This is a genomic window from Methylobacterium sp. Gmos1 (assembly GCF_053764715.1).
Map to the genome: position 1 here is coordinate 140,687 of NZ_JBSNCC010000012.1, position 23,537 is coordinate 164,223.

A 23,537-nucleotide genomic window follows, 5' to 3' on the forward strand; every position below is an offset into this window, starting at 1 on the left:
TTATCCTTGTTCCGGGCAGCCCTGCCGCCCGGCCCGTCACGGCGCCAGGTCGTTGACCGGGCCCTTCACCGGGGTGTCGCTGCTGTTGAGCACGGTGTCGCTCACCGGGGTGGGCTTGAGCGGGCCGCGGTCGATCGCCGGCGGGGCCGGCAGCTGCAGCTGCTCGCTGGTATAGGCCCACTCTTGCGCGACCTTCTCCGGATCGTCGTTGAGGCGCTGGCCGTAGCTCGGGACGATCTGGCGGATCTTCGCCTGCCACTCGGGCGTGGCGACGTTCTTGGCGAAGACCTTCTGGAGCACCTCCAGCATGATCGGCGCCGCCGTCGAGGCGCCCGGCGAGGCGCCGAGCAGGGCCGCGATGGTGCCGTCCTTGGCATTGACGATCTCGGTGCCGAGCTTCAGCACGCCGCCCTTGTCCTTGTCGCGCTTGATGATCTGCACGCGCTGGCCGGCCTGCCACAGGCGCCACTCGCCCTTGTTGGCGTTGGGGAAGTACTCCTTGAGCGCCGCCAGGCGGTCGTCGTCGGAGAGCATCAGCTGGCCGGCGAGGTACTCGACCAGCGGGTACTCGTCGATGCCGACCCGCATCATCGGCCAGACGTTGCTGGTCGTGGTCGAGGTCAGCAGGTCGAAATACGAGCCCTCCTTCAGGAACTTGGTCGAGAAGGTCGCGAAGGGGCCGAACAGGAGGACGCGCTTGCCGCCGAGCACGCGGGTGTCGAGGTGGGGCACCGACATCGGCGGCGAGCCGACCGAGGCCTTGCCGTAGGCCTTGGCGAGGTGGAGCGTCGCGACGTCCGGATTCTCGTTGATCAGGAACGAGCCGCCGACGGGGAAGCCGGCATAGTCCTCACCCTCCGGGATGCCGGAGGCCTGGAGCAGGTGCAGCGCGCCGCCGCCGGCGCCGATGAACACGAACTTGGCGTCGACCGCCTGGCGCGACCCGTCCTTGAGGTTGCGCGCGGTCACGCGCCAGGAGCCGTCGGCGTTCTTCGTGATGCCCTGCACCTCGGTCGAGACGTCGAGGCGGAAGCTCTTCTGGCGCTGGAGGTGGGCGATGTACTGGCGGGTGACCTCGCCCCACTCGACGTCGGTGCCGAGCGGCGACCAGGTGGCGGCGACCTTCTGGTTCGGGTCGCGCCCCTGCATCATCAGGGGGACCCACTTCTTCAGCTGCTCGGGGTCGGTCGAGAACTCCATCCCGGCAAATAGCGGGCTCGCCTTCAGCGCCTCGTAGCGCTTCTTGAGGTAGGCGATGTTGTCGTCACCCCAGACGAAGCTCATGTGGGGCGTGTAGTTGATGAAGGTCTTGGGATCCTTCAGCACGCCGTTCTTGACCTGCCAGGCCAGGAACTGGCGGGTGACCTGGAACGCCTCGTTGATCTCGACCGCCTTGGCGATCTCGACCTTGCCCTTCTTCTCGGGGGTGTAGTTCAGCTCGGCGAGCGCCGAGTGGCCGGTGCCGGCGTTGTTCCAGCCGTTCGAGCTCTCCATCGCCACCTGGTCGAGGCGCTCGAGCATCCGGATCGACCAGCCCGGCTCCAGCTCGTTGAGCCACACGCCGAGCGTCGCGCTCATCACGCCGCCGCCGATCAGCAGCACGTCGACCTTCTCGGCGCTCTGCGCCAGGGCAAGCGAACCGGGCAGCGCCGAGGCCGCGAGGCCGGCGGCGGCTCCGCCGAGGATCTGGCGGCGGCTCACGCCGGCCTGGCAGGTGGTCTTGTCGTCGGCACGCATGGCCAAACCCCGTTCTGGTACAGGACCGGCGGGCGCGCGCCCCCGGCCGTCACAGGCGTCCAAAATCGCGCGCGAGCATGCCGGCTCGCCGCGCGGGCCTTTTTCGGGTGGTTTCCTCGGAAAGGAGGCCGCGGTACCCCGACGCTGTCGGTCCCTCGCGGCCTCACGGTCCCGCGCGCATCCGGATTGGCCGGAGGGCGGGGCAGCGTCCGCTTCGCCCGCTCTTCGCGGCGGCCTGATGGCCGCTTCGGGGGCTCTTTGGAAGACACCGGCTGATTATCGTTCGATGGTTCTGGCTCTGCCTCATAGACGATGCCCGGGCAAAGGACAACGACCGGACGGCGGCGAGCCCGGCCGCAGCGATCATCGCCGGGCCGTGCTGTGGAATACCGGCATTTCCTCACCGGCAGGTGCGGGATGGCAACGGATCGACGACCCCGCGCCGGCCGGGCCCGGCGGGATCCTCACAGCCGCGCGGCGATCACCTCGGTAAGGGTCACCGGGCGGCCGGCCTCGCGGGCGAGCCGCAGCAGGGTCGACTGGCGGAAGCGCGCATCCGCCGTGACCTCGCGGCCGAGCCAGTCCGGCAGGGCGATCGCCTGCGCCTCGTGCTCCAGCTCGACCTCGGCGAGCACCATGCCGGCGAGCGAGCCGCCATACTCGTCCACGGTCCAGAGCAGCCCGCCATGCGGCACGCAGTGGCGCGTCTTCTCGATCAGGCAGGTCTCGCAGACGAGGCGCAGCATGTCCTCCGCCTCGTCGCGCGGGATCTCGTACTCGAATTCCGGTCGCGACAGGCCCTCGCGCCGGCCCTTGACGGTGAGCCAGGCCCGCTCCTCGTCGAGTCGCACCCGGACCTTGCCGCCGACGAACTCGCCCACGAGACCGTCGGTGAGCTGGTGCCGGCTCACCGCGTGCGCGCGCCAGCCCGCATGGGCGACCAGGAACTTCCGCTCGACCTCGTACCGCATCGCCCTCGACCGTTGCTGCCCCGCCGCGCGGCGAAGGGCGCCGGGACAACGACGCAAGGTAACGCCCGGCAGGCCCGGCGGGTGCCGGGGCGGGCGGCTGATAGCCGATCGGGTCTGTGAGGGCCAGAGTGTTACGTCAGTTCCGTGACGGGGCGAAGCGGGCGACGAACTCGTGCGCCTCGCCCGGGTAGGTCAGGCGCACGGTCGTGACGGCGCGCCCGGCGCTCCAGGTGCGGCGCTCGACGACGAGGCAGGGCGTGCCGACGGGGCAGGCCATGGCGGCGGCGAGCTCCGTATCGGCGCTGCGCGCCCGGATGCGGTGCTCGGCCGCGCTCCAGGGCACGTGGTGGACGAGCCAGGCCCCCGGCGGCTCGACGGAGAAATCCTGCGCCTCGGCGTCGGGCACCGCCGCGAGGTGGATCAGCCGCTCCTCCAGGCAGAACGGGCGCGGCCCGGCCTCGTGCCGGCCGGTCAGCGCCAGGACCGGGGCCGGCGCGTCGAGCCCGAGCGCGTCGCGGTCGGCGCGCGTGCTGCGCCGGCGTCGGCGCCGGAGCAGGACGAAGCGGTAGGGCAAGCCGAGCGCCTCGACCTCGCTGCGGATCTCCGGAATCTCCAGCACCGCCGATTGCGAGTGCGGCTGGCGCACGAACGAGCCGACCTTGCGCCGGCGCTCGATCAGGCCTGCGGCGGCGAGCTGCGTCAGCACCTTGTTGACGGTCATGCGCGAGCAGCCGAACTGCGCCGTCAGCTCGTGCTCGAACGGGATGCGGTGGCCGGGGGGCCAGCGGCCGGACAGGATGTGGCCCTGGAGCTCGGAGAGGATCTGCTGGTGCAGCGAAATCGGCCGGGCCTCGGGGCGGGCGGGATCGTGCGCGGTCATTCGGGGATCAGGTCCGCTCTCTCGCTCGCACGCGCCGTCTCCTCGTACCGCCGATCCTGCCTGATCGGCCGGGGCCATCTCTCATATCCGAGCCCGGCGAGGGAAGCCGCAGGGCAATTTCGAGGAAGCTCGATCCGAGAACGACAAGTCGCGGGATCCCCTCTCCCGTATGGGAGAGGGGTCGGGGTGAGGGTGGCGCGGCTCCGGATAGGTCTTCGACCGACACGCTGCCAGCACCACTCTCAAGTTTTACACTGGAACGTGTCACCCTCACCCCCGGGCCCTCTCCCACACTTTGAGCGATACCGGGCAAGCCCGGCATCGCTTGGAGAGGGGAGGCGCGCTCGACTTGGGAAAGCTGAGCGAGCTGGAGCCGCAAACAGGAAATTACTCCGCCATCAACCGCCCGAGCACCCTCGCATACCGCGCCGCGACCGCCTCCCGCATCACGTGGCGACCGCCCGCGACCACCTGCCGGCCGTCGACCCACACCGCGTCGACCGCCCGGGAGCCAGCGGCGAAGATCCAGCCGTCGAGGAGGGCGTCGCTGCGCCGCTCGATCAGGGCCGGGTCCGCCCCGGCGAGCGCGACGCAATCGGCCGGGGCCCCGACCGCGAGCCCTCCCCCCTCCGCCGCGAGCGCCTGGGTGCCGCCGGAAAGTGCCGCGTCGAACAGGGCCCGCCCGGTCGAGGCGCCCGGCGCCGCGAGCACGTTGCGCTGGCGCTGCCCCAGGCGCTGGGCGTATTCGAGCTGGCGCAGTTCGTCGGCGGCGCCGACCAGCACGTTCGAATCGCTGCCGATTCCGTAGCGTCCGCCGGCCGCGACGAAGCCGGGGGCGGGGAAGATGCCGTCGCCGAGGCTCGCCTCGGTCACCGGGCACAGGCCCGCGACCGCGCCGCTCGCCCCGAACCGCGTGGTCTCCTCCGCCGTCATGTGGGTGGCGTGGATCAGGCACCAGCGGGCATCGAGCCCGACCCGATCGAGGAGCCACTGCACCGGGCGCGCGCCGGACCAGGCGACGCACTCCTCGACTTCCCGCACCTGCTCGGCGGCGTGGATGTGGACCGGGCCTCCCCCCGCGAGCGCGACCGCCGCGGCGAGATCGTCCGGCGTCACCGCCCGCAGGCTGTGGGGCGCGACGCCGAGCGTCGCCCCGGGCAGTGCCGCCACCGCGGCGCGGGACGCCTCGATCAGGCGCGCGAACAGGTCGAGGTCGCTGACGAAGCGGCGCTGGCCTTGCGTCGGTGCGAGCCCGCCGAAATTCGACCAGCGGTAGAGCACCGGCAGCAGGGTGAGGCGCAACCCGGTGAGCGACGCGGCGGCGGCGATCCGCTCGGCCATCTCGGCGACGTTCCCGTAGGGCCGTCCGTCGGGCGCGTGGTGCAGGTAGTGGAACTCGCCGACCCGGGTGAAGCCGGATTCGAGCATCTCGACATAGGCCTGCGCCGCCACCGCCTCGGCCTCGTCCGGGCTCATCCGCAGGGCGAAGCGGTACATCGTCTCGCGCCAGGTCCAGAACGTGTCGGAGGACGGCCCCCGCCGCTCGGCGAGCCCCGCCATACCGCGCTGGAAGGCGTGGCTGTGCAGGTTCGGCAGGCCCGGCACCAGGACCGCCACCCGGGTATCGCCCGGCTCAGGCGCCCGGCCGGCCTCGACGGCGGTGAACCGGCCGCCCTCCAGGGTGAGGCGGAGATCGGCCTGCCAGCCCGCGGGGGTGAGACCTTGAGCGGCGTGCAGCACGGTCATCGGCGCGTCTCCTGCATGGATCCTCGGCGCTCCGGCGCGCCCCATCATGTCTATACAAAGCTCCTCGATAATGTCTATACATATGCGGCGAATCACCGAGGAGATGCGCATGAGCGGGAGTGAAGGCGTGCCGCAGGTCTGGCGCAACGTCCGGCTCGCCACCTTCGCAGCCGGCCTTCCCGGCATCGGCGCGGTCGAGAAGGCCGCGCTGGCGATCCGCGACGGCCGCATCGTCTTCGCCGGGCCCGAGGCGGAGTTGCCGGCGGCGGCTTTGCGGGGCGCCGAGATCGTCGACGGCGAGGGCCGCTGGATCACCCCGGGGCTGATCGACTGCCACACCCACCTCGTCTGGGCCGGCGACCGGGCGCACGAGTTCGAGTTGCGTCTCGCCGGCGCCTCCTACGAGGAGGTGGCGCGGGCCGGCGGCGGCATCGTCTCCTCGGTCGGCGCCCTGCGTGCCGCGAGCGAGGACGACCTCGTGCGCCAGACCCTGCCGCGGCTAGACGCGCTGATCTCTGAGGGCGTCACCACGGTCGAGGTGAAGTCGGGCTACGGCCTCGACCTGCCGAGCGAGCGCAAGGCGCTCCGCGCCGCCCGGCGGCTCGGCGAGATGCGGCCGGTCGAGATCCGCACCACCTTCCTCGGCGCCCACGCCCTGCCGCCAGAGGCCGGCGGCGACAAGGACGCGTATATCGCTGCGGTCGCCGACACGATGCTGCCGGCGCTCGCCGCCGAGGGGCTGGTCGACGCGGTCGACGCGTTCTGCGAGGGGCTGGCGTTCTCGCCCGATCAGGTCGCCCGGGTGTTCGACCGGGCACAAGGCATGGGCCTGCCGGTGAAGCTCCACGCCGACCAGCTCTCGAATCTCGGCGGCGCGGCGCTCGCGGCGCGCTACCGCGCCCTCTCGGCCGACCACCTGGAGCACACCGACGAGGCCGGCGCGAGCGCAATGGCGCGAAGCGGCACCGTCGCGGTGCTGCTGCCGGGCGCCTACTACTTCATCCGCGAGACCAAGCTGCCGCCGGTCGAGCTGTTTCGCCGGCATGGCGTCCCCATGGCGGTCGCCACCGACGCCAATCCCGGCACCTCGCCGCTGACCTCGCTGCTGCTCGCCATGAACATGGCCGCCACCCTGTTCCGCCTCACCGTCGACGAGTGCCTGGCCGGCACCACCCGCGAGGCCGCCCGCGCCCTCGGGATTCTGCCTGAGACCGGCACCCTGGAGGCTGGCAAGCGCGCCGACCTCGCGGTGTGGTCGGTCGAGCGGCCGGCCGAGCTCGTCTACCGCATGGGCTTCAACCCGCTCCACGCCCGTATCCGGGGAACACGATGACCGAGACGATCACCCTCGTGCCGGGCGCGGTGCCGCTGGGCCACTGGCGCGCGGTCTATCGCGGCGCGCCTGCCGCCCTCGATCCGGACTGCGCCCCGGCGGTCGCCGAGAGCGCGGCGGCGGTCGCCCGGATCCTCGCCCGGGGCGAGCCGGTCTACGGCATCAACACGGGCTTCGGGAAGCTCGCGAGCGTGCGGATCGAGGCGGGCGACTTGGCTACCCTCCAGCGCAACATCGTGCTCTCCCACGCCGCCGGCGTCGGGGAGCCGAGCCCGGTGCCGGTGGTGCGCTTGATGCTGGCGCTCAAGCTCGCGAGCCTGGCGCAGGGAGCCTCCGGCGTGCAGCCCGCGACCCTCGACCTCCTTGGGGCGATGCTCGCCCGCGACGTGATCCCGGTGGTGCCGTGCCAGGGCTCGGTCGGCGCCTCGGGCGACCTCGCGCCCCTCGCCCACATGGCCGCGGTGATGATCGGGGTCGGCGAGGCGGACACCCCGCAAGGCCGCCTGCCCGCCGCCGAGGCCCTGGCCTCGGCCGGGCTCGCGCCGGCCGCGCTCGGGCCGAAGGAGGGCCTGGCGCTCCTCAACGGCACGCAGTTCTCGACAGCCAACGCGCTTGCCGGCCTGTTCGAGGCCGAGACCCTGCTGCGCACCGCCCTCGTCGCCGGGGCGCTCGCCACCGACGCGGCGCGGGGCTCCGACGCGCCGTTCGACTCCCGCATCCATCTGCTTCGCCGCCACCGCGGCCAGATCGAGACCGCCGCCGCCTTGCGCGCGCTGATGGCCGGCAGCGCCATCCGGGCCTCGCACCTCGTCGGCGACGAGCGGGTGCAGGATCCCTACTGCCTGCGCTGCCAGCCGCAGGTGATGGGCGCCTGCCTCGACCTCCTGCGCCAGGCCGCCGACACCCTCGCCACGGAAGCGAACGGCGTCTCCGACAATCCCCTCATCTTCCCCGAGACCGACGAGGCCTTGTCGGGCGGCAACTTCCACGCCGAGCCGGTGGCGTTAGCCGCCGACATGATCGCCATGGCGTTGTGCGAGATCGGTTCCCTGTCGGAGCGCCGCATCGCCATGCTGGTCGATCCGGCGCTCTCTTGCCTGCCGGCCTTCCTGACGCCGAAGCCGGGGCTGAATTCCGGCTTCATGATCCCGCAGGTCACCGCCGCGGCGCTCGTCTCCGAGAACAAGCAGCGGGCGATGCCGGCGAGCGTCGACTCGATCCCGACCTCGGCCAACCAGGAGGACCACGTCTCGATGGCCGCCCACGGCGCCCGCCGCCTGATGCCGATGGCCGAGAACGCCGCCGCGGTGGTAGCGATCGAGGTGCTGGCGGCGGCGCAAGGGTGCGATTTCCACGCGCCGCTCACCTCCAGCCCGGCGCTCGAGGCGGTGCGGGCGCGGCTGCGCGCCGAGGTGCCGCGCCTCGACAACGACCGGCATTTCCACCCCGACATCGCGGCGGCTTTGGCGCTGGTGCGGGACGGGAGCCTTGTCGCGGCGGTGGAAGGCGTGCCGCTGCCCGTTCTCGGCTGAGACGACGCCCGACCCGCACCGCAGGCGCAGCCGCGTTGACGTCATTCCTCTCCCACTCGCGACCTCATCCTGAGGTGCCGGCCGACCGAAGGTCGGTTGGCCTCGAAGGAGGCCTCCAGGAGTCTCCGAGCGAGCTGGAGCCCTCCCTCGAGGCCGCTACGCGGCACCTCAGGCTGAGGCCGTGGGTGGGATGAGGCTCATGAATCGCGATTTCTAGGCCTTCCTCGATCTGGAGCCCTCCATGACCCGCATCGACAACGCCCGCACCGTCCGCGCCCCCCACGGCACGGATCTCACCGCCAAGAGCTGGCTCACCGAAGCCCCGCTGCGCATGCTGATGAACAACCTCGATCCCGACGTCGCCGAGCGGCCGGGCGAGCTGGTGGTCTATGGCGGCATCGGCCGGGCGGCGCGGGACTGGGCGAGCTTCGACCGCATCGTGGCGGCGCTGAAGGACCTCGACGACGACCAGACCCTGCTGGTGCAGTCGGGCAAGCCGGTCGGGGTGTTTCGCACCCACGCGGATGCTCCCCGGGTGCTGATCGCCAACTCGAATCTCGTGCCGCACTGGGCGACCTGGGAGCACTTCCACGAGCTCGATCGCAAGGGCCTGATGATGTACGGCCAGATGACGGCCGGCTCCTGGATCTACATCGGCAGCCAGGGCATCGTGCAGGGCACCTACGAGACCTTCGTCGAGATGGGCCGCCAGCACTACTCCGGTGATCTGTCCGGCCGCTGGATCCTCACCGCGGGCTTAGGGGGCATGGGCGGCGCCCAGACCCTCGCCGCCACCATGGCGGGGGCCTCCTGCCTCGCGGTCGAGGCGCAGGCCTCGCGCATCGAGTTCCGATTGCGCACCGGTTACGTCGACGTCCAGGCCCGCGACCTCGACCACGCCCTCGCGCTGATCGAGGAATCCTGCCGCCAGAAGACCCCGCGCTCGGTCGCGCTGCTCGGCAATGCCGCCGAGATCTTTTCCGAGCTCTACGCCCGCGGCGTGCGCCCCGACTGCGTCACCGACCAGACCTCGGCCCACGATCCCGTCAACGGCTACCTGCCGGCGGGCTGGACGGTCGCCGAGTGGGAAGCCAGGCGCGAGACCGATCCGGCGGCGGTCGCGGCGGCTGCGAAGCGCTCGATGGCGGTGCACGTCCGGGCGATGCTCGATTTCCACCGCGCCGGGGTGCCGGTGGTCGATTACGGCAACAACATCCGCCAGATGGCGCTGGAGGAGGGCGTCAAGGACGCCTTCGCCTTCCCGGGCTTCGTGCCGGCCTATATCCGCCCGCTGTTCTGCCGCGGCATCGGCCCGTTCCGCTGGTGCGCCCTCTCGGGCGACCCGGAGGACATTTTTGCGACCGACGCCAAGGTGAAGGAGTTGCTGCCCGACAACCACCACCTGCACCGCTGGCTCGACATGGCGCGGGAAAAAATCCGGTTCCAGGGCCTGCCGGCGCGGATCTGCTGGGTCGGCCTCGGCGACCGGCACCGCCTCGGTCTCGCCTTCAACGAGATGGTGCGCAAGGGCGAGCTGAAGGCCCCGATCGTGATCGGCCGCGACCACCTCGATTCCGGCTCGGTCGCCTCGCCGAACCGCGAGACGGAGGCGATGCGCGACGGCTCCGACGCGGTCTCCGACTGGCCGCTGCTGAACGCGCTCCTCAACACCGCGTCCGGCGCGACCTGGGTCTCGCTGCATCATGGCGGCGGCGTCGGGATGGGCTTCTCGCAGCATGCCGGCATGGTGATCGTCTGCGACGGCAGCGAGGCCGCCGACCGGCGCCTGGAGCGGGTCCTGTGGAACGACCCCGCCACCGGCGTGATGCGCCACGCCGATGCCGGCTACGAGGATGCGGTGGCGTGCGCGCGGGAGCACGGCCTGGACCTGCCGTCGCTCGGTTGAGCGCCCCTCGATCGGGCCGGTCCGAGCCCTCTCCGTCATCCCGGGGCCGCGCAGCGCAACCCGGGATCCATGACCGCTGACGAGACCGGATGAAGCGCGACGCGCTTCGACCTCTTCTGAGATGTCGGCGGTCATGGATCCCGGGTTCTCGGCTGCGCCGAGCCCCGGGATGACGGAGAGAGATGCCGGTCGATCTGTCGGATCTCCGGGACAACCGGGAAATCGGCCCCCCGCGGCACGCGATCGTGGTCCATGACGCGGTCGCATGCGGCCGGCGTACTTCGGGAACTTCGCATCTGCCCGCGTCGATTACTTCGGAAGGCTTCGTAGGTAGCGGGGTCCGCGGACCCTCGATTCATCGCCGCCGACCCGAAATCCCCCGTCCTGCGCCCGCCTCGTCCACACCCGCAGGGTCTGGGATTGTGGGGAAACCGTGCGTAACCCCCGCGCCGATCGGTCGTTCTCCCCGCTGTCCCCGATGTACGTCCGCGCGTCGCCACAGCCGTTTCGTCACCTCGGACCTTGCGCATGGGGTCGCTCGCAAACCGGGATCGAGATTTTCGATCCGCGCTCGTCCATCACCACGGGCCCCGATCACCGATCCGACCGGTCACCGACCGCCGGGGCGTACTTCACGAACGCTTCACCCTGGCGATACCACCCGATCCGCCGCACTCGCGCCTCGCCGTCCGACCCGTCCTTGCCGTGAATCCGCTCGTACGATGCAAGGTCGGGTGAGTCGAGATCGCGATCCTCCATCCCGAAGAGTCCCACAGGAAAGTGTCCGCGAGTCGAGTCCAGCTCGTCCGCCCCGGTTCGACAGATGCCATGGCTGCGTGATTCGTTCCGTCGAGTCCTGTCGACTCCTGTGGGTGCCCTGTGGACCCCGCCTCGACTCGCGATTGCGAGTCTCCGACTCGGGCTCCGGGTTTTCCCCAGATTGCACCGCTTAGAGTGTTACAGGAATCTTTATCGATTTAGGCGCTCGGGTGGCGGCGATTCCGGGAACGCGCCCAAATGCTTAATGCGGGTGGTCCGTTCCCGAAGTACCGAGGATTCGTCCCCGTTGTACCGCCCGTCCCGTCCCCGAAGTACCGTGCCGGCGTTCCCGATCGCACGGTGGCCGTTCCCGAAGTGCCGCTCCTGCCCCTCGGCGTTCCCGAAGTGCCGACTCCGCGGGAGTCATTCACAGGGATTCCGGGGATTTCTCCTCGGGACGGCTCCCCGCGCCCGCCGCCTCCCTCGTACATCGGGAACGGGCGGGCCTGTGGATCAGCGGGCGTCGCGCACGAAGCGCTCGGCGAACCCCAGGAAGGCGCTCTCGTAGTTCTTCGGCTCGCGGGTCGCGTCGCCCTCGAGCCAGTGGTCGAACTCGGTCTTCAGCCCGTACACGTCCCAGCCCGGATGGGCCTTGCGGCACAGCGCGATCGTCTCGTCCGAGAGGTGGCGGAACAGCGGCAGGGCGGCAGCGGCCTTCGGCGTGCGGGTCCGCTTCGGCTTCGGGGCCGGCGCGACCAGCCCGTCGTCGGTGACGAGGTCGCGGCGGATCATCCGCAGGTGCGGCTCGCCGCGCTCCTTCTCCTCGATCCGCAGGACGAAGCCCGGCAATTCGTCGGCCTTGGCGATCTTGGCGATCTCGAACTTGAACCGGCGGTAGGTGCCCTCCGCGCCCGACTTCTCGAACAGGGTCGGCAGGCTGATGGCGAAACCCCCCTCCCCCGCTCCCCCGGCATGCTTGCGGGCGATGCGGTAGAGCCAGCGCTCGCGTCCGCCGGTGATGCCGAAATAGGCCGGGTCGATGGCGAGCACGCCGCCATCCATCAGCACGCCCTCGTAGAACCAGTCCGACAGGGTGATCGACATCCCGCGGCTGGCATTGGTCTCCTCGTCGATCGTGTCGTCGAACGAGTCGATCCAGCTGAACTGGCGCTCCTTGCGCTTGGCCTTCTCGGCCCGGATGTTGGTGCGCACCGAGGTCGATTGCAGGCGAAACAGGGCGTCGCGCAGGAGCTTGTACTGGCGCCCGCCGGTCTCGCGGCCGATGCCCTTGAGGAGGTCGTAGGGCATGAAGTGGAGCTTGCGCGGGATGTCGTTGCGGCCGCGCTTCTTCATCTCGCAGATCGTCGAGGCGGCCCAGATCAGGATGTCGGCATCCCAGATCGTCGCCATGCCGTAGGCCTGGTTCGGCAGCACCCGCACCCAGACCGACCCGTCGGGGCTCGTGTAGTCGATCTCCTTCAGGCGCTTCTGCTTGGCGATCGAGAAGAACGGCCGCTCCATCGTCTCCCGCTGGTCGCGGAAGTGCACGAAGGGCACCACCATGTCGATCTGGTCGTTGCGCCGATGGCTCATCGTCACGCCCGTGTCGCGTCCCCGGCCGGAGCGCGCGCCCGTTCCCGCGCCGCGCCGCGCCCTGCCGTCCCGTCGTTCCGCATCGCTCTCATGCGAACCACGCTAGGACTCGCCCGCCTTCCAAATCGTGGACGGAACAGGGTTTTTAGATGTGGTCCCCAATCGTCTTCAATCGCGGTTAACGCCGAATCGAGCCATGACGCTCCGGAACCTCGCCCGCCGGCCCGCCGTTCTCCGGTGGCAGCCAAGCTCTCCCCGGACCCCGCCCATGCGCCTTTCCCTCGCCGCCCTCCTCCTCGCCAGCGGCGTCGCCGCCGCCCACGCCCAGGGCACCGCCCGCGGCGCGCAGGACGGCGCGGCGCGGGGCGAGGCGATCGCCGGGCCGGTCGGCGCGGTGGTGGGCGGCGCCATCGGGGCCGCGGTCGGGACGGCCAACAGCATCCTGGGCATCGACCGGCGCGAGCGCTTCCGCATCTACGCCGCCGGCGAGCACCGGCCGTCCTTTCGCCACGAGGGACCCTTGCGCGTCGGGACAGTGCTGCCGCCGGACGGCGTGGTCTACTACGACGTGCCGCCGGAATTCGCCCTCAAGGGATACAACTACACCATCGTCAACGACCACCCGGTCCTGGTCGAGCCCGGCACCCGCCGCGTCGTCGAGGTGATCGACTGAGCGCGATCGTCCGTGGCGCACGGGGTGCATCCGGGCTAAGAGCCGGGGACGCGTATCCCGGCCCCTGATGTCCCGTCCCCCCGATCCACCGATCACCGTGTGCGATCCCGAGCGCCTCGCCGCGCTCGACGCGTACGCCGTCCTCGACACCCTGCCCGAGCAGGGGTTCGACGACGTCGTGCGCCTGGCGAGCCGCCTGTGCGACGTGCCCATCGCCCTCGTGAGCCTGGTCGCCGGCACCCGGCAGTGGTTCAAGGCCCGCACCGGCTTCCCGCACCCGCAGACCGATCTCGGCCGCTCGGTCTGCGCCCACGCCCTGGCGCATCCCGATGCGCTCCTCGTCATCCCGGACCTGACCCAGGATCCCCGCACCCGCGACAACCCCCTCGTCACCGCCGAGCCCGGCATCCGGTTCTATGCCGGGGCCCCCTTGCGCACGCCGGACGGCCACGTGCTCGGCACGCTCTGCGTGATCGACTACGTCTCGCGGCCGGAGGGCCTGAGCCCGAGCGAGGCCGGCGACCTGCGGGCGCTGGCGCGCCAGGTGATGGGCCAGCTGGCGCTCCGCCGGGCCAATGCCGAGCAGGAGGCGGCCCTGGAGGCGGCGCGGGTCACCGAGGAGCGCTACCGCCGGGCGGCGCAGGCCACCCGCGACGCGATCTGGGACTGGGATTTTTCCACCGGCGACGTCTTGTGGAACGAGGCGCTGGAGACCGCCTACGGCCACGCGCTGGTGGACGTCGCACCGACCGGCGCCTGGTGGATCGCGCATATCCACCCCGACGACCGCGCCCGGATCGACGCCTCGATCCACGCGGTCATCGACGGCACGGACACCGTCTGGAGCGGCGAGTACCGCTTCCGGCGCGCCGACGGCTCCTACGCCGACGTCTTCGACCGCGGCTCGGTGATCCGCGACGAGGCCGGCCGGGCGGTGCGGATGGTCGGCGCCATGCTCGACCTCACCGAGCGCCGGCGCGCCGAGGCCGACCGGCGCGAATCCGAGCGCCGGCTCGACCTGGAGCGCGGCCTGCTCGAAGCGGTCTTCCGGCAGGCGCCGGTCGGCATCTCGGTCGCCGGCCTCGGGCCGGGGGCGCCGAACCTGATCAACGCCCAGGCCGAGGCGATCCTCGGCCACGACATCGGCAGCCCCGGCCTCTCCCGCTACGAGTCGTTCTGCGCCGTGCACCCCGACGGGCGTCCTTACGCGGCGGACGACTACCCGTCCCTGCGCGCCCTGCGGGACGGCGCGGTGGTGACGGCCGAGGCGATGCGCTACCGCCACGCCGCGACCGGGGCGATGCGCCTGCTCGAGGTCTCGAGCAGCCCGGTGCGGGACGAGGACGGGGCGATCCGCGCGGCGGTGACGGTCTTCCTCGACGTGACCGAGCAGCGTGCTTCCGAGGCGGCTTTGCGCCGCCTCGCCCTCGTCGCCGAGCAGTCGAGCGATTTCATCGCCATCGCCGACGCGGACGAGACCATCGATTACGTCAACCCGGCCGGCCGGGCCCTGGTGGGGTTGAGCGATGGCGCGGCGCGGGAGGCGCGCCTGACCGACTTCTTCCCGCCCGAGGACCTGCCCTTCGCGCAAGGCACGATCCTGCCCGCGATCCGGGCCGGCGGGAGCTGGGGCGGCGAGTTCCGCCTGCGCAACCTCGCCACCGGGGCCGTGGTGCCGGTGCGCTACAGCCTGTTCCCCCTGCGGGGGCCCGGCGGGGCCTTGGATGAGCCTGGCGGGGCCTTCGAGGGCTTCGCGGCGGTGAGCCACGACATCTCGGCCCGCAAGGCGGCGGAGGCGCAGCAGGAGATCCTCAACCGCGAGCTGAGCCACCGGCTCAAGAACACCCTGGCGATGGTGCAGGCCATCGCGGTGCAGACCCTGCGCAACGCCACCGACCCGGCGGCGGCCCGCGAGGCCCTGGTGGCCCGGCTGGTGGCGCTCGGCAAGGCGCACGACATCCTGCTGACCGGCGAGGGCGAGAGCGCCGACCTGCGGGCGGTGCTCGAGGGCGCGCTCGCCATCCACGACGACGGCCGGCCCGGCCGCTTCCGGCTCGCCGGACCGCCGGTGCAGTGCGGGGCGCGGGCGGCCTTGTCGCTCGCCCTGATGGCGCACGAGCTCGCCACCAACGCGGTCAAGTACGGGGCCCTGCGCATGCCGGAGGGCTACGTCACCCTCGACTGGACGGTGGACGGCCTCGACGCGCCGGTCCTGGCGCTCCGCTGGCAGGAGCACGGCGGTCCCCCGGTGACGCCGCCGACCGCCAAGGGTTTCGGGTCGCGCCTGATCGAACGGGGGCTCGCCGGCACCGTCGACGGCGAGGTCGCGACGCATTACCCGCCCGAGGGGGTGGTGTGCACGCTGACGGCGCCGCTCGAGGAGCTGCGGCGGGGGGAGTGAGGGGTGCGGGTTCGAGTGGCGGATGACCCTATCCCCCCACCCACGACCTCATCCTGAGGTGCGAACGGAGTGAGCCTCGAAGGAGGGCTCCAGGGGTCTCGATGCTATCTGGAGCCCTCCTTCGAGGCCTCCGCTGCGCTCCGGCACCTCAGGATGAGGTTGATGGGTGGGAGTGGAGCTCGTCCCGGCGTTATTGGACGCGGGGTTCTATGGCCCGTCAGAACCGCACCACCTCGCTCGCGTTCACCGCCCGCACCGTGCCGCTCGGCCGCCCTTCCGTCCCAGTGAGCGCCAGATGGCGCTCACCCCCCGGCGCCAGATGGAACCAGTTGTCGGACGGGCGCCCCGCCCCGTCGAGCGCGACGTGCACCGCGAGCGCGTGCCGCTCCGCCGCGATCCGCAGCACCGCGCCGTCCCGGCCCTCGACGAGGGCGGCGGTGAGGCCGGTCTCCCGCGGCGCCGCATCCCGGCCGGCCGGGAAGTGGAACGCCTCGGCGAGCGCCGTGCCGTCGGCCCGGGTCAGCCGCAGATGCGCCAGGTCGTGCGCCGCCGGGCCGAAGCGGTAGGCCGCGGTCGCGTCGAAGAAGCGGCCGAGGAGCGCGGCCGAGGACAGGGTGACGGTCTCGCGGGCCGCGAGCGTCAGGGACCGCTCCGCCCTGGCCGCGACCTTGCCGGCGGCGGAGGCGAAGGTGAGCGTCAGCGCGACGTCGATCGCCGCGGCGGTCTCGTTCAGCAGGTGGGCGTGGAGCCCGTTCAGCCCCTCGTCCGTGAGCACGGCCTGGACCGGCCGGAAGGCGCGCTTGAGGGCGTACCACGCCGATTTCGGCCGGCCCGCCACGTCGACCACGCCCCAGCCGGCGCCGGGCGCGAGGTCGCGCCAGAGCCAGACCAGGCCGCCGGCGGTGACCGAGCCGGCGCGGCGCCACTCGGCGAAGGTCGCCTCCATCACCTCGGTGACGGCGGCGCGGCCGAGCATCAGGTAGCGCTCCGGATCGTCGCGGCGCAACGTTGCGGGATCGACGCCGTAGAGGGCCCCGACGTAGTGGTCGCGTACGCCCTCGAAATCCCAGTCGGCGCCGCGGTCGCGCGGTACGAAGCGGGCCCAGGCGGGATCGCGCGGATCGGTGAGGCCCGCCTCGTGCAGGGAGACGGGCTCGGGCACGTTGGCGAAGGCCAGGCACTCGGAGGCGAAGCGCACCTCGGCCCGGCGCGCATCCTCGAACGGCCGGCCATAGGCGCCGACGCCGTAATAGTGGGTCACGCCCGCATCGGTCGAGAACGGCAGGTCGCCGCCCGAGGGCGAGTTCGGCACCACGACGAGGTCGGGCCGGCGCGCGGCCGCGGCCTGTCGCAGGATCGCCTCCACCGCCGTGGCCCGCCAGGCCGATTCCGGAAAGCCCAGCATCGCCGCCTGCTGCTCGACCTCGCTGCCGCCGCCGACGACGCAGAGCGAGGGCGAGGCCTGGCAGCGGTCGAGGAGCTGCGCGATCTCGGCCTCCAGCGCCGCCCGGAAGGCGGGATCGTCGGTCGGATAGTCGAAATTCGCCAGCATCAGGTCCTGCCAGACCAGGATGCCGCGTTCGTCGCAGAGGTCGTGGAAGGCTTGCCCTTCGTACAGCATCGTGCCGCCGACCCGCAGCATGTTGACGCCGGCCTCGACGGCGAGCGCGAGCAGGGGGGCGCAGGCGGCGCGGTCGTGGGCGAGCCCGACGAGGTCCGCCGGGGTCCAGCAGGCCCCGCGGCAGAAGACCGGCACGCCGTTGACCGCGAGGCTCAATCCCTCGGCGAAGGGGCGACGCAGCGTGAGGGTGCGAAACCCGACCCGGCCGAGATCGAATCTCTCGGCCCCGGCCTCGACCGCGACCGCGTGCAGCCGCGGCTCGCCGTGGGTGTGCGGCCACCACAGGGCGACGCCCGGCAGGGCGAGCCGGCCCTCGAACCGGCCGGGCGCGGTCTCCGACAGCCGGATCGCGCGGCCGTCGCAGTGCAGGATTACGGGCCCGCCGGCCTCCGGAAAGCTCAAGGCCACCGCCAGGATCCCGGTCCCGTGCTCGACGCTCGCCCGCAGGTCGACGTCAGTGGGCCGGCCCCCCTCCCCTCTCCGGGTGACCGGCCGGTACGGGCCGACTGCGTCGACGCTCGGGCACCAGCCGGGCATGAAGCCGAGGAGCGTGGTGCGGGCGTGACGCAGCGACCCGGGCGTGGCGAGCTGCGGCCGCCAGCGGCCGCGCTTGTGCGGCCGGGCAAGCTCCTGCGCCAGGGAGCGGAAGGCGAGCGCGAGGGTATGGCTGCCGTCGAGGTCGACCGCGACCTCGTGGGCGAGGAACATCGAGCGGGAGGCGAGGAGAAGAGTGCTGTCGAGCCAGACCTCGCACAGCGTCGCCAGCCCCTCGAAGCGCAGGATCTCGCGGCCCGTCCCCGAGAGCGTCGTGCGGTACCAGACGTCGGAGCCGTGCAGCGGCGTCGGCTCGCTCTCAGACCACAGGCCGGCCGCGCGCAGCGCGCCCGCGGCAGTGCCGGGCACCGGGGCGGGGAGGAAGCCGGTGAGCGCGTCGAGGTCGCCCGGCCCGGCGCAGGCGCCGGGGGCGGTCACGATCATCTCCCACGGACCGTCAAGGGTCCGGTCGACGGTTCGCAGGAGGGCCATCGGCGTCGGTGCCTGTGTGATGGGATTGCTGGGTTTCGTCCTGTTCACGACCTCATCCTGAGGTGCGAGCGAGGCGAGCCTCGAAGGAGGGCTCCAGAGATCTCGGCGGGATCTGGAGCCCTCCTTCGAGGCCGCTGCGCGGCACCTCAGGATGAGGTCGTGAATGGGGACAAACAGGCTCTCAGCCCGTCGCGAGCGCCCGGTCGAGGGCGTCGAAGACCGCCGCGTAGGTCGCCTCGGCTGCCGCCAGGCGCTCCGGCAGCCCGGCGAGCTTGCCGCGGGCGAAGGCGCGGGCGAGCTGGAACTGGAACGCCTTGGCCTCCTGCCCCAGCCGCGTCGCCGCCTCTGCCGCCTCGTCGAACGGCCCCGCCCCCTGCGCCGTCAGCCAGGCGAGGTGGCTGCCCAGGAGCTCGAAATTGGCCCCGAGCTGGCGGGTGGTGTTGAAGGCGTAGGAATGGAAGGCCGAGAGCGGGCGCTGCACGAAGGTGTCGGGCTTCCCCGCCAGGGTCGCGCGGAAGGCGGTGACGGGATTGCGCTCCGGCGCCTGGGCGCGGTGGCGGCGCAGCAGCGCCAGGGCGGCGTCCGCCAGCGCGGATCCGGCCAGGGCCGGGCCGCACGGCTTCACGAACTCGGCGTAGGGCAGGAGACGCCCCCTGGCGAAGATCCCGTCGTAATCGGCACCGTCGAGCCGGAAGCGGCCGGCATTGTGCAGGTAGTCGAGGGAGCGCCGCTCCGGGTCGAGGGCGAGGATCGCGATCGTGGTCTTCGAGGCCTCGCGGCCGTAGGTGGTCCCGGCGGTGTCGGGCAGGTAGAAGGCGTCGACCTCGACGAGCACCGGGAGCCCCCGCGCCGCCTGGACCAGGCTGTGCCCTTCCAGGGTCTCGTAGAGCGCCAGTTCCAGGATCTCCAGGCCGTAGAGCGCCTCGAGGTCGGCGGCCTTCGGCTTGAAGAAGGTGAACTGGTCGCCCTCGAAATCCTGGCGCAGGGTGAAGCTCAGCATCGCCTCCGGCTGGAGGCCGCGCAGGTGCAGGAGCTCGATCCAGAGATCGACGTAGCAGTTCGTCTCCGGCCAGGTCCGGTCGGCGGCGTGGAGCGCGTGCGCGATATGGGGGGCCGCGGACGTCTCCGTCCGCGGCGCGTCGATCGCAAGGTCCTGCGCGATGTGTGCGAGGGCGGCCGACATCGCCGCCCTACCCGAAGAGCTGGGCGCGGACGCTCGCCGGCCAGGCGTCGAGGTCGAGGCCGTGGTGGCGCAGGAGCGCCAGGGTGATGCGCTCCAGGCCGAAGCCGACGCAGGCCGTGTGCGCCACCGAGCCGTCGGCTTGGTCGATGCCCCAGGTCGCGCCGAAATGGTCCTGGTGGTAGTTGAAGCTGAGGCAGGCGGTCGGTTTCTCGACGCTGTTGACCGGCACGTTCAACTCGAACTTCAGCGCCTGGGCGCGCTGGTTGTTGGCCAGCATCTTGCCGGCGCGGCCGAAGAACGGGTCGTTGGCCGGGTCGATGGCGAGCGGCAGCCCGAGGTCGCTCATCATCTTGGTGCCGCGGGACAGCCACAGCTCGCGGAAGGCCAGCACCTGCTCAGGCGTGCCCATGCGGACGTATTCGCGCATGCGGAACAGCTGCATGCGGGTCGGCTCCAGCGAGGGCTCGTGCCGGAAGCAGTAGGATTGCAGGTCGAACAGCAGCCCGTCTTCCGGCAGCCGGCCGCGGGCGGCGGCGACCGGGTAGAGCGGGTAGCAGGCGGCCGGCGTCAGCACGATGTCGGTCGCCGCCTGCTTGGCGGTCCAGTCCTCGTCGGCGTCGAGGCAGGCCAGCAGCCGCGCGTGGTCGGCCTCGTTGCCGCAGAAGCTGTGCACCGTGCCGGCGAGGTGCGGGAAGCCCTTGAGGTAGCCGCTGCGCTCGAAGCTGGAGCGGGCCATGCCGGGCGGGAAGCGCAGGGCCTCGGCGCCGTCCGCGCCGCCGATGCGCGAGACCAGGCGGTCGAGGGCCTCGACCACGCTCTCGAAGGCGCCGGAGCGGCCGTAGAGCCCGTCGACCCCGGTGCGGATCAGGAGGCCGCGGTCGAACAGGCGGTCGAGGAACGAGCGCGGCGCGGCGGCCGGCGCGTCCCCGTCGGGCACGGCCTCGTCGAGGGCCGGGAGGAGGAGGTCGGAGGAGAGGCTCTGGTCCATCACGCGCTCAGGAGCTTGCCGCTGCCCTTCTGCACCAGCAGAAGGTTGGCGGTGTTGGAGAGGATGCGGTCGTTGCTGATCATCAGCGGCGCCGAGAGGACGTCGCGCAGCTGCCGGCCGAGGCTGAACGGGGTGCCGTTCTTGTAGCCGAGGATGCCGACGACGCCGAGCGCCCGCTGGACGATGTCGACCCCTTGCGCCGACACGGTGGTCTTGACGTTGTTGAGCATGATCGAGAAGCCGATCGCGCTCAAGCTGTCGGGGTCGCCCTTGGCGGCCTCGTAGCGCTCGAGCCCGGCCACCACCGTGCTCTTCATCGCCTGGAGTTCGTTGGCGGCCTCGGCGAGGCGCAGCGCCCCCGGGGGCACCTGGCCCGGCTTCTTGCGCGCCTCGCCCTGCACGAAGGCGCGGGCGCGGTCGACGGCGTAGGAGGCGATCCCGAACCACACGCTGCCCCAGAGCAGGTGCGAGGCGGCGAGCATCGACTGCGCGGCGATCTCCGCGAAGGGCTTCTGGAGCACCTGGGCGAGCGGCAGGCCCTCGGCCTTGAGCAGGAACCCGTCGCTGCAGGTGCCGCGCATGCCGAGCGTGTCCCACACGCTGGTGCGCTCCAGCGTGATCTGGTCGGAAAGAAGCGCCACCAGCACCTGGTCGGAGGTCGCGGCGTCCTTGTGGCGGCGGGCGGTTGCGAGGATCAGGTCGGCCTGCGCGCCGTAGGAGATGACGCTCGCCTCCTTGGTCAGGCGGAAGCTGTCGCCGTCCGCCTCGACGGCGCAGAGGCTGTTGCGCAGGTCGCCGCCGATGCCGGCCTCGGTGGTCGAGGAGGCGATGAGCAGCTGCTCGCCCGCGATCCGCTCCATCAGCCCGCAATGCCAGGGGCTGTCGATCCCGTGGGTGACGAGGCTCGCGAGCTTGATGTGGTGCATCGCGAACACCATCGCGGAGGCCGAGCAGGCGCGCCCGAGGATGGCGCAGAGCTCGGCGATCTCGCTCATCGAGGCCCCCTCCCCTCGCAGGGAGCGCGGGACCTGGATGCCGAGCAGGCGCTCGGCCTTCAGCGCCGCGACCGCCTCGGCCGGGAAGCGGCCCTCGCGGTCGACGGCGTCGGCATGGCGCGCGGCGATCTCCGCCACCCGCTTGGCCCGCGCGTCGAGGGCGCCGGCCGGAGGTGCCGCGACGGGCAGGGCCGCCGCGACCTCGACGTGGATGTTCATGCGGCCTCCTGCTGGCGAAGGCCCGAGACGGTGTCCCGGATGATGCGGATGGTCGAGAACGAGCGCCGGCCGAGGGCCGAGTCGGGGAACTCGATGTCGAACCGCTCCTCCAGCGCCAGCATCAGCTGCACCGAGCCGAAGGAATCGAGCCCCTTCTCGAACAGGTCGTCGTCGTCCGACAGGGCGTCGACCACGTTCTTGAGTGCTTCGAGCGACTTCAGCACGTCCCGGATGTCGGAGTTCTCGACCATGAGGCACCACCTTCCTGTCTGAGGCACGAGTCGCATCTGTCAGATGAGGATGCAATCTCTGGCACAAGGCTTGGTAAATTTTCTGATGTTTATTTTAGGGAAAGATCTGATCCACTGCGGGGGCGGGGGGTCGACCCGAGTGGATGCGAGACACTAAACTCTGAACAGCTTAACGGCCGGCAAACCGCCAAAGCGACGGCAGGACAGAATTCCGTCAAGCTTACGGAATTCATCGCGGGCGGGCGCAAGGCCCGCCGGATCTCGCGTCCCTGGCGGGCCGGCGCCGGCGGAACTCGCGGCGGGATCGCCCGCCCGGGGGACCGCCGCTCCGGGTGGAGCGAGGCCCCCTCCCCCCGCTGGCGCGCCCGGCTTGCGCGGGGCTTGCGCCGCCGTCGGGCCGGCGATTGCGAATCGGGCGTGAAACGGGCCAATTGCAGCTTCGACGCCGAACCGGCGACTTTTCTGCAAACAGGGCCTGCGAGGATGAATCAGCATACGCCGCCGCAACCCCCCGCCCCCGTCGCGCCCGCCGCGATGATCGGCGCCCACGCGGCGACCTTGCGTGCGCAGCTCCAGGCGATCTCCTCCGGGCTGTTTCCGCCCACCGCCGCCAAGGGCCTGCGCCGCTTCACCTCGACCGAGGCCGCCCGGATCATCGGCGTGACGGTGTCGCGGCTCCAGCAGCTCGCCGCCGACGGGCTCGGGCCGCAGCCCGAGGTCTCGGCCAACGGCCGCCGCTCCTACACCCTCGCCGACATTCACGGCCTGCGCGCCTATCTCGACGAGAACACGCGGGGCGGCCGGCGCTACCAGCCGCGGCGCTCGGCCTCCGAGCACCTGCAGGTGGTGGCGGTGGCGAACTTCAAGGGCGGATCGGGCAAGACCACCACCACCGCCCACCTCGCCCAGGCTCTGGTGCTGCGCGGCTACCGGGTACTCGCCATCGACCTCGATCCCCAGGCCAGCCTCTCGGCCCTGATGGGCGTGCAGCCCGAACTCGAGGTCGGGACCGACGAGACCCTGTATGGGGCGATCCGCTACGACGACGCCAAGCCCCTGCGCGACGTGGTGCGCCCGACCTACTTCACCGGCCTCGACCTCGTACCGGCCAACCTCGAACTGATGGAGTTCGAGCACGAGACGCCCCGCGCACTGAGCCGCCGCCGGGCCGGCGAGCCCCTGTTCTTCGACCGGGTCGCCCACGCCATCGACACGGTGGCCGACGATTACGACGTCGTCGTCATTGATTGCCCGCCCCAGCTCGGCTACCTGACGCTCTCGGCGCTCTGCGCCGCGACCTCGCTGCTCATCACCGTGCACCCGCAGATGCTCGACGTCGCCTCGATGAGCCAGTTCCTGGCGATGACCGAGGACCTGCTCGGCGTGGTGGCCGAATCCGGGGGCAGGCTGCAATACGACTGGCTGCGCTATCTGGTGACCCGCTACGAGCAGCAGGACGCGCCGCAGACCCGCATCGTCGGGATGCTGCGCACCCTGTTCGAGGACGCGGTGCTGACCGCGCCGATGCTGAAGTCCTCGGCCGTGTCCGACGCCGGCCTGTCGAAGCAGACGCTCTACGAGATCGGCCGCGAGAGCGTGACCCGCTCGACCTACGACCGCGCGCTCGAATCGCTCGAGGCCGTCAACGGCGAGATCGAGGGCCTGATCCGCCGCGCCTGGGGCCGGCCATGAGCCGCAAGTCGAACCTCGACGCGCTGTTCGG

16 protein-coding genes are annotated in these 23,537 nt (G+C 71.6%); 6 read left to right on the forward strand and 10 right to left on the reverse strand.

Annotation, left to right across the window (positions count from 1 at the left end):
- Positions 1 to 36: 36 nt before the first annotated feature.
- From mqo to ACS5PV_RS21635, 4 genes are all read right to left on the reverse strand, one after another.
- The gene (mqo, locus tag ACS5PV_RS21620) at positions 37 to 1,737 is read right to left on the reverse strand and encodes a malate dehydrogenase (quinone) (RefSeq protein WP_455397402.1); all 1,701 of its coding nucleotides are present in this window, start codon (positions 1,735 to 1,737) and stop codon (positions 37 to 39) included.
- 464 nt (positions 1,738 to 2,201) lie between these two features.
- Positions 2,202 to 2,708 carry a CYTH domain-containing protein gene (locus ACS5PV_RS21625; protein WP_455397403.1) on the reverse strand — a complete coding sequence of 169 codons (507 nt, stop codon included), beginning with the start codon at positions 2,706 to 2,708 and terminating at the stop codon, positions 2,202 to 2,204.
- A 136-nt stretch (positions 2,709 to 2,844) separates the two neighbouring features.
- A complete protein-coding gene (gene hutC / locus ACS5PV_RS21630; RefSeq protein WP_455397404.1) occupies positions 2,845 to 3,588 on the reverse strand; it encodes a histidine utilization repressor in 744 nt (247 codons plus the stop codon).
- Positions 3,589 to 3,975: 387 nt separating this feature from the next.
- Entirely contained in the window at positions 3,976 to 5,334 is a 1,359-nt protein-coding gene (locus tag ACS5PV_RS21635; protein ID WP_455397405.1) for a formimidoylglutamate deiminase, read from the reverse strand.
- Between the two features lie 109 nt (positions 5,335 to 5,443).
- Between ACS5PV_RS21635 and hutI the strand changes: the two genes are divergently transcribed.
- The 3 genes from hutI (at position 5,444) to hutU (ending at position 10,105) form a co-directional block, all read left to right on the forward strand.
- Positions 5,444 to 6,667 carry an imidazolonepropionase gene (hutI, locus tag ACS5PV_RS21640; protein WP_455397406.1) on the forward strand — a complete coding sequence of 408 codons (1,224 nt, stop codon included), beginning with the start codon at positions 5,444 to 5,446 and terminating at the stop codon, positions 6,665 to 6,667.
- Positions 6,664 to 8,199, forward strand: a complete 1,536-nt coding sequence (gene hutH, locus ACS5PV_RS21645) for a histidine ammonia-lyase (protein WP_455397407.1) — start codon at positions 6,664 to 6,666, stop codon at positions 8,197 to 8,199. The genes hutI and hutH overlap by 4 nt, the downstream gene beginning before the upstream one ends.
- A gap of 241 nt (positions 8,200 to 8,440) precedes the next feature.
- Entirely contained in the window at positions 8,441 to 10,105 is a 1,665-nt protein-coding gene (gene hutU, locus ACS5PV_RS21650) for a urocanate hydratase (RefSeq protein WP_455397408.1), read from the forward strand.
- Between the two features lie 1,272 nt (positions 10,106 to 11,377).
- On the opposite strand, the gene ACS5PV_RS21655 is transcribed toward hutU, so the two are convergent.
- Complete coding sequence (locus ACS5PV_RS21655; protein WP_455397457.1) at positions 11,378 to 12,457, reverse strand: replication initiator protein A; 1,080 nt, start codon at positions 12,455 to 12,457, stop codon at positions 11,378 to 11,380.
- 268 nt (positions 12,458 to 12,725) lie between these two features.
- On the opposite strand from ACS5PV_RS21655, the gene ACS5PV_RS21660 reads away from it, so the two are divergent.
- Together ACS5PV_RS21660 and ACS5PV_RS21665 are read left to right on the forward strand one after the other, a co-directional pair.
- The gene (locus ACS5PV_RS21660; protein ID WP_455397409.1) at positions 12,726 to 13,130 is read left to right on the forward strand and encodes a DUF1236 domain-containing protein; all 405 of its coding nucleotides are present in this window, start codon (positions 12,726 to 12,728) and stop codon (positions 13,128 to 13,130) included.
- 67 nt (positions 13,131 to 13,197) lie between these two features.
- Positions 13,198 to 15,531 carry a PAS domain-containing protein gene (locus tag ACS5PV_RS21665; RefSeq protein WP_455397410.1) on the forward strand — a complete coding sequence of 778 codons (2,334 nt, stop codon included), beginning with the start codon at positions 13,198 to 13,200 and terminating at the stop codon, positions 15,529 to 15,531.
- 217 nt (positions 15,532 to 15,748) lie between these two features.
- Here the strand turns inward: ACS5PV_RS21665 and ACS5PV_RS21670 are convergent, their stop codons facing one another.
- The 5 genes from ACS5PV_RS21670 to ACS5PV_RS21690 form a co-directional block, all read right to left on the reverse strand.
- Positions 15,749 to 18,130: a glycosyl hydrolase 2 galactose-binding domain-containing protein gene (locus tag ACS5PV_RS21670; protein WP_455397458.1), complete on the reverse strand. Its 2,382-nt coding sequence runs from the start codon at positions 18,128 to 18,130 to the stop codon at positions 15,749 to 15,751.
- Positions 18,131 to 18,359: 229 nt separating this feature from the next.
- Positions 18,360 to 19,361 carry a DUF1839 family protein gene (locus tag ACS5PV_RS21675; RefSeq protein ID WP_455397411.1) on the reverse strand — a complete coding sequence of 334 codons (1,002 nt, stop codon included), beginning with the start codon at positions 19,359 to 19,361 and terminating at the stop codon, positions 18,360 to 18,362.
- A 7-nt stretch (positions 19,362 to 19,368) separates the two neighbouring features.
- Positions 19,369 to 20,349, reverse strand: coding sequence for an amino acid--[acyl-carrier-protein] ligase (locus ACS5PV_RS21680; protein WP_455397412.1), 981 nt, complete (start codon positions 20,347 to 20,349; stop codon positions 19,369 to 19,371).
- Positions 20,349 to 21,563, reverse strand: coding sequence for an acyl-CoA dehydrogenase family protein (locus ACS5PV_RS21685; RefSeq protein WP_455397413.1), 1,215 nt, complete (start codon positions 21,561 to 21,563; stop codon positions 20,349 to 20,351). Before ACS5PV_RS21685 ends, ACS5PV_RS21680 begins: the two co-directional genes overlap by 1 nt.
- Positions 21,560 to 21,814 (reverse strand): acyl carrier protein, encoded by a 255-nt coding sequence (locus tag ACS5PV_RS21690; protein ID WP_455397414.1) that lies wholly within the window; start codon positions 21,812 to 21,814, stop codon positions 21,560 to 21,562. The genes ACS5PV_RS21685 and ACS5PV_RS21690 overlap by 4 nt, the downstream gene beginning before the upstream one ends.
- 483 nt (positions 21,815 to 22,297) lie before the next feature.
- On the opposite strand from ACS5PV_RS21690, the gene repA reads away from it, so the two are divergent.
- Positions 22,298 to 23,506, forward strand: coding sequence for a plasmid partitioning protein RepA (gene repA / locus ACS5PV_RS21695; RefSeq protein ID WP_455397415.1), 1,209 nt, complete (start codon positions 22,298 to 22,300; stop codon positions 23,504 to 23,506).
- The last annotated feature ends 31 nt before the right edge of the window (positions 23,507 to 23,537 follow it).

Coding starts and splice junctions, on each gene's coding strand:
- mqo (WP_455397402.1), bottom strand. CDS start 1,737: ATGCGTGCCGACGACAAGACCACCTGCCAGGCCGGCGTGAGCCGCCGC.
- ACS5PV_RS21625 (WP_455397403.1), bottom strand. CDS start 2,708: ATGCGGTACGAGGTCGAGCGGAAGTTCCTGGTCGCCCATGCGGGCTGG.
- hutC (WP_455397404.1), bottom strand. CDS start 3,588: ATGACCGCGCACGATCCCGCCCGCCCCGAGGCCCGGCCGATTTCGCTG.
- ACS5PV_RS21635 (WP_455397405.1), bottom strand. CDS start 5,334: ATGACCGTGCTGCACGCCGCTCAAGGTCTCACCCCCGCGGGCTGGCAG.
- hutI (WP_455397406.1), top strand. CDS start 5,444: ATGAGCGGGAGTGAAGGCGTGCCGCAGGTCTGGCGCAACGTCCGGCTC.
- hutH (WP_455397407.1), top strand. CDS start 6,664: ATGACCGAGACGATCACCCTCGTGCCGGGCGCGGTGCCGCTGGGCCAC.
- hutU (WP_455397408.1), top strand. CDS start 8,441: ATGACCCGCATCGACAACGCCCGCACCGTCCGCGCCCCCCACGGCACG.
- ACS5PV_RS21655 (WP_455397457.1), bottom strand. CDS start 12,457: ATGAGCCATCGGCGCAACGACCAGATCGACATGGTGGTGCCCTTCGTG.
- ACS5PV_RS21660 (WP_455397409.1), top strand. CDS start 12,726: ATGCGCCTTTCCCTCGCCGCCCTCCTCCTCGCCAGCGGCGTCGCCGCC.
- ACS5PV_RS21665 (WP_455397410.1), top strand. CDS start 13,198: ATGTCCCGTCCCCCCGATCCACCGATCACCGTGTGCGATCCCGAGCGC.
- ACS5PV_RS21670 (WP_455397458.1), bottom strand. CDS start 18,130: ATGATCGTGACCGCCCCCGGCGCCTGCGCCGGGCCGGGCGACCTCGAC.
- ACS5PV_RS21675 (WP_455397411.1), bottom strand. CDS start 19,361: ATGTCGGCCGCCCTCGCACACATCGCGCAGGACCTTGCGATCGACGCG.
- ACS5PV_RS21680 (WP_455397412.1), bottom strand. CDS start 20,349: ATGGACCAGAGCCTCTCCTCCGACCTCCTCCTCCCGGCCCTCGACGAG.
- ACS5PV_RS21685 (WP_455397413.1), bottom strand. CDS start 21,563: ATGAACATCCACGTCGAGGTCGCGGCGGCCCTGCCCGTCGCGGCACCT.
- ACS5PV_RS21690 (WP_455397414.1), bottom strand. CDS start 21,814: ATGGTCGAGAACTCCGACATCCGGGACGTGCTGAAGTCGCTCGAAGCA.
- repA (WP_455397415.1), top strand. CDS start 22,298: ATGAATCAGCATACGCCGCCGCAACCCCCCGCCCCCGTCGCGCCCGCC.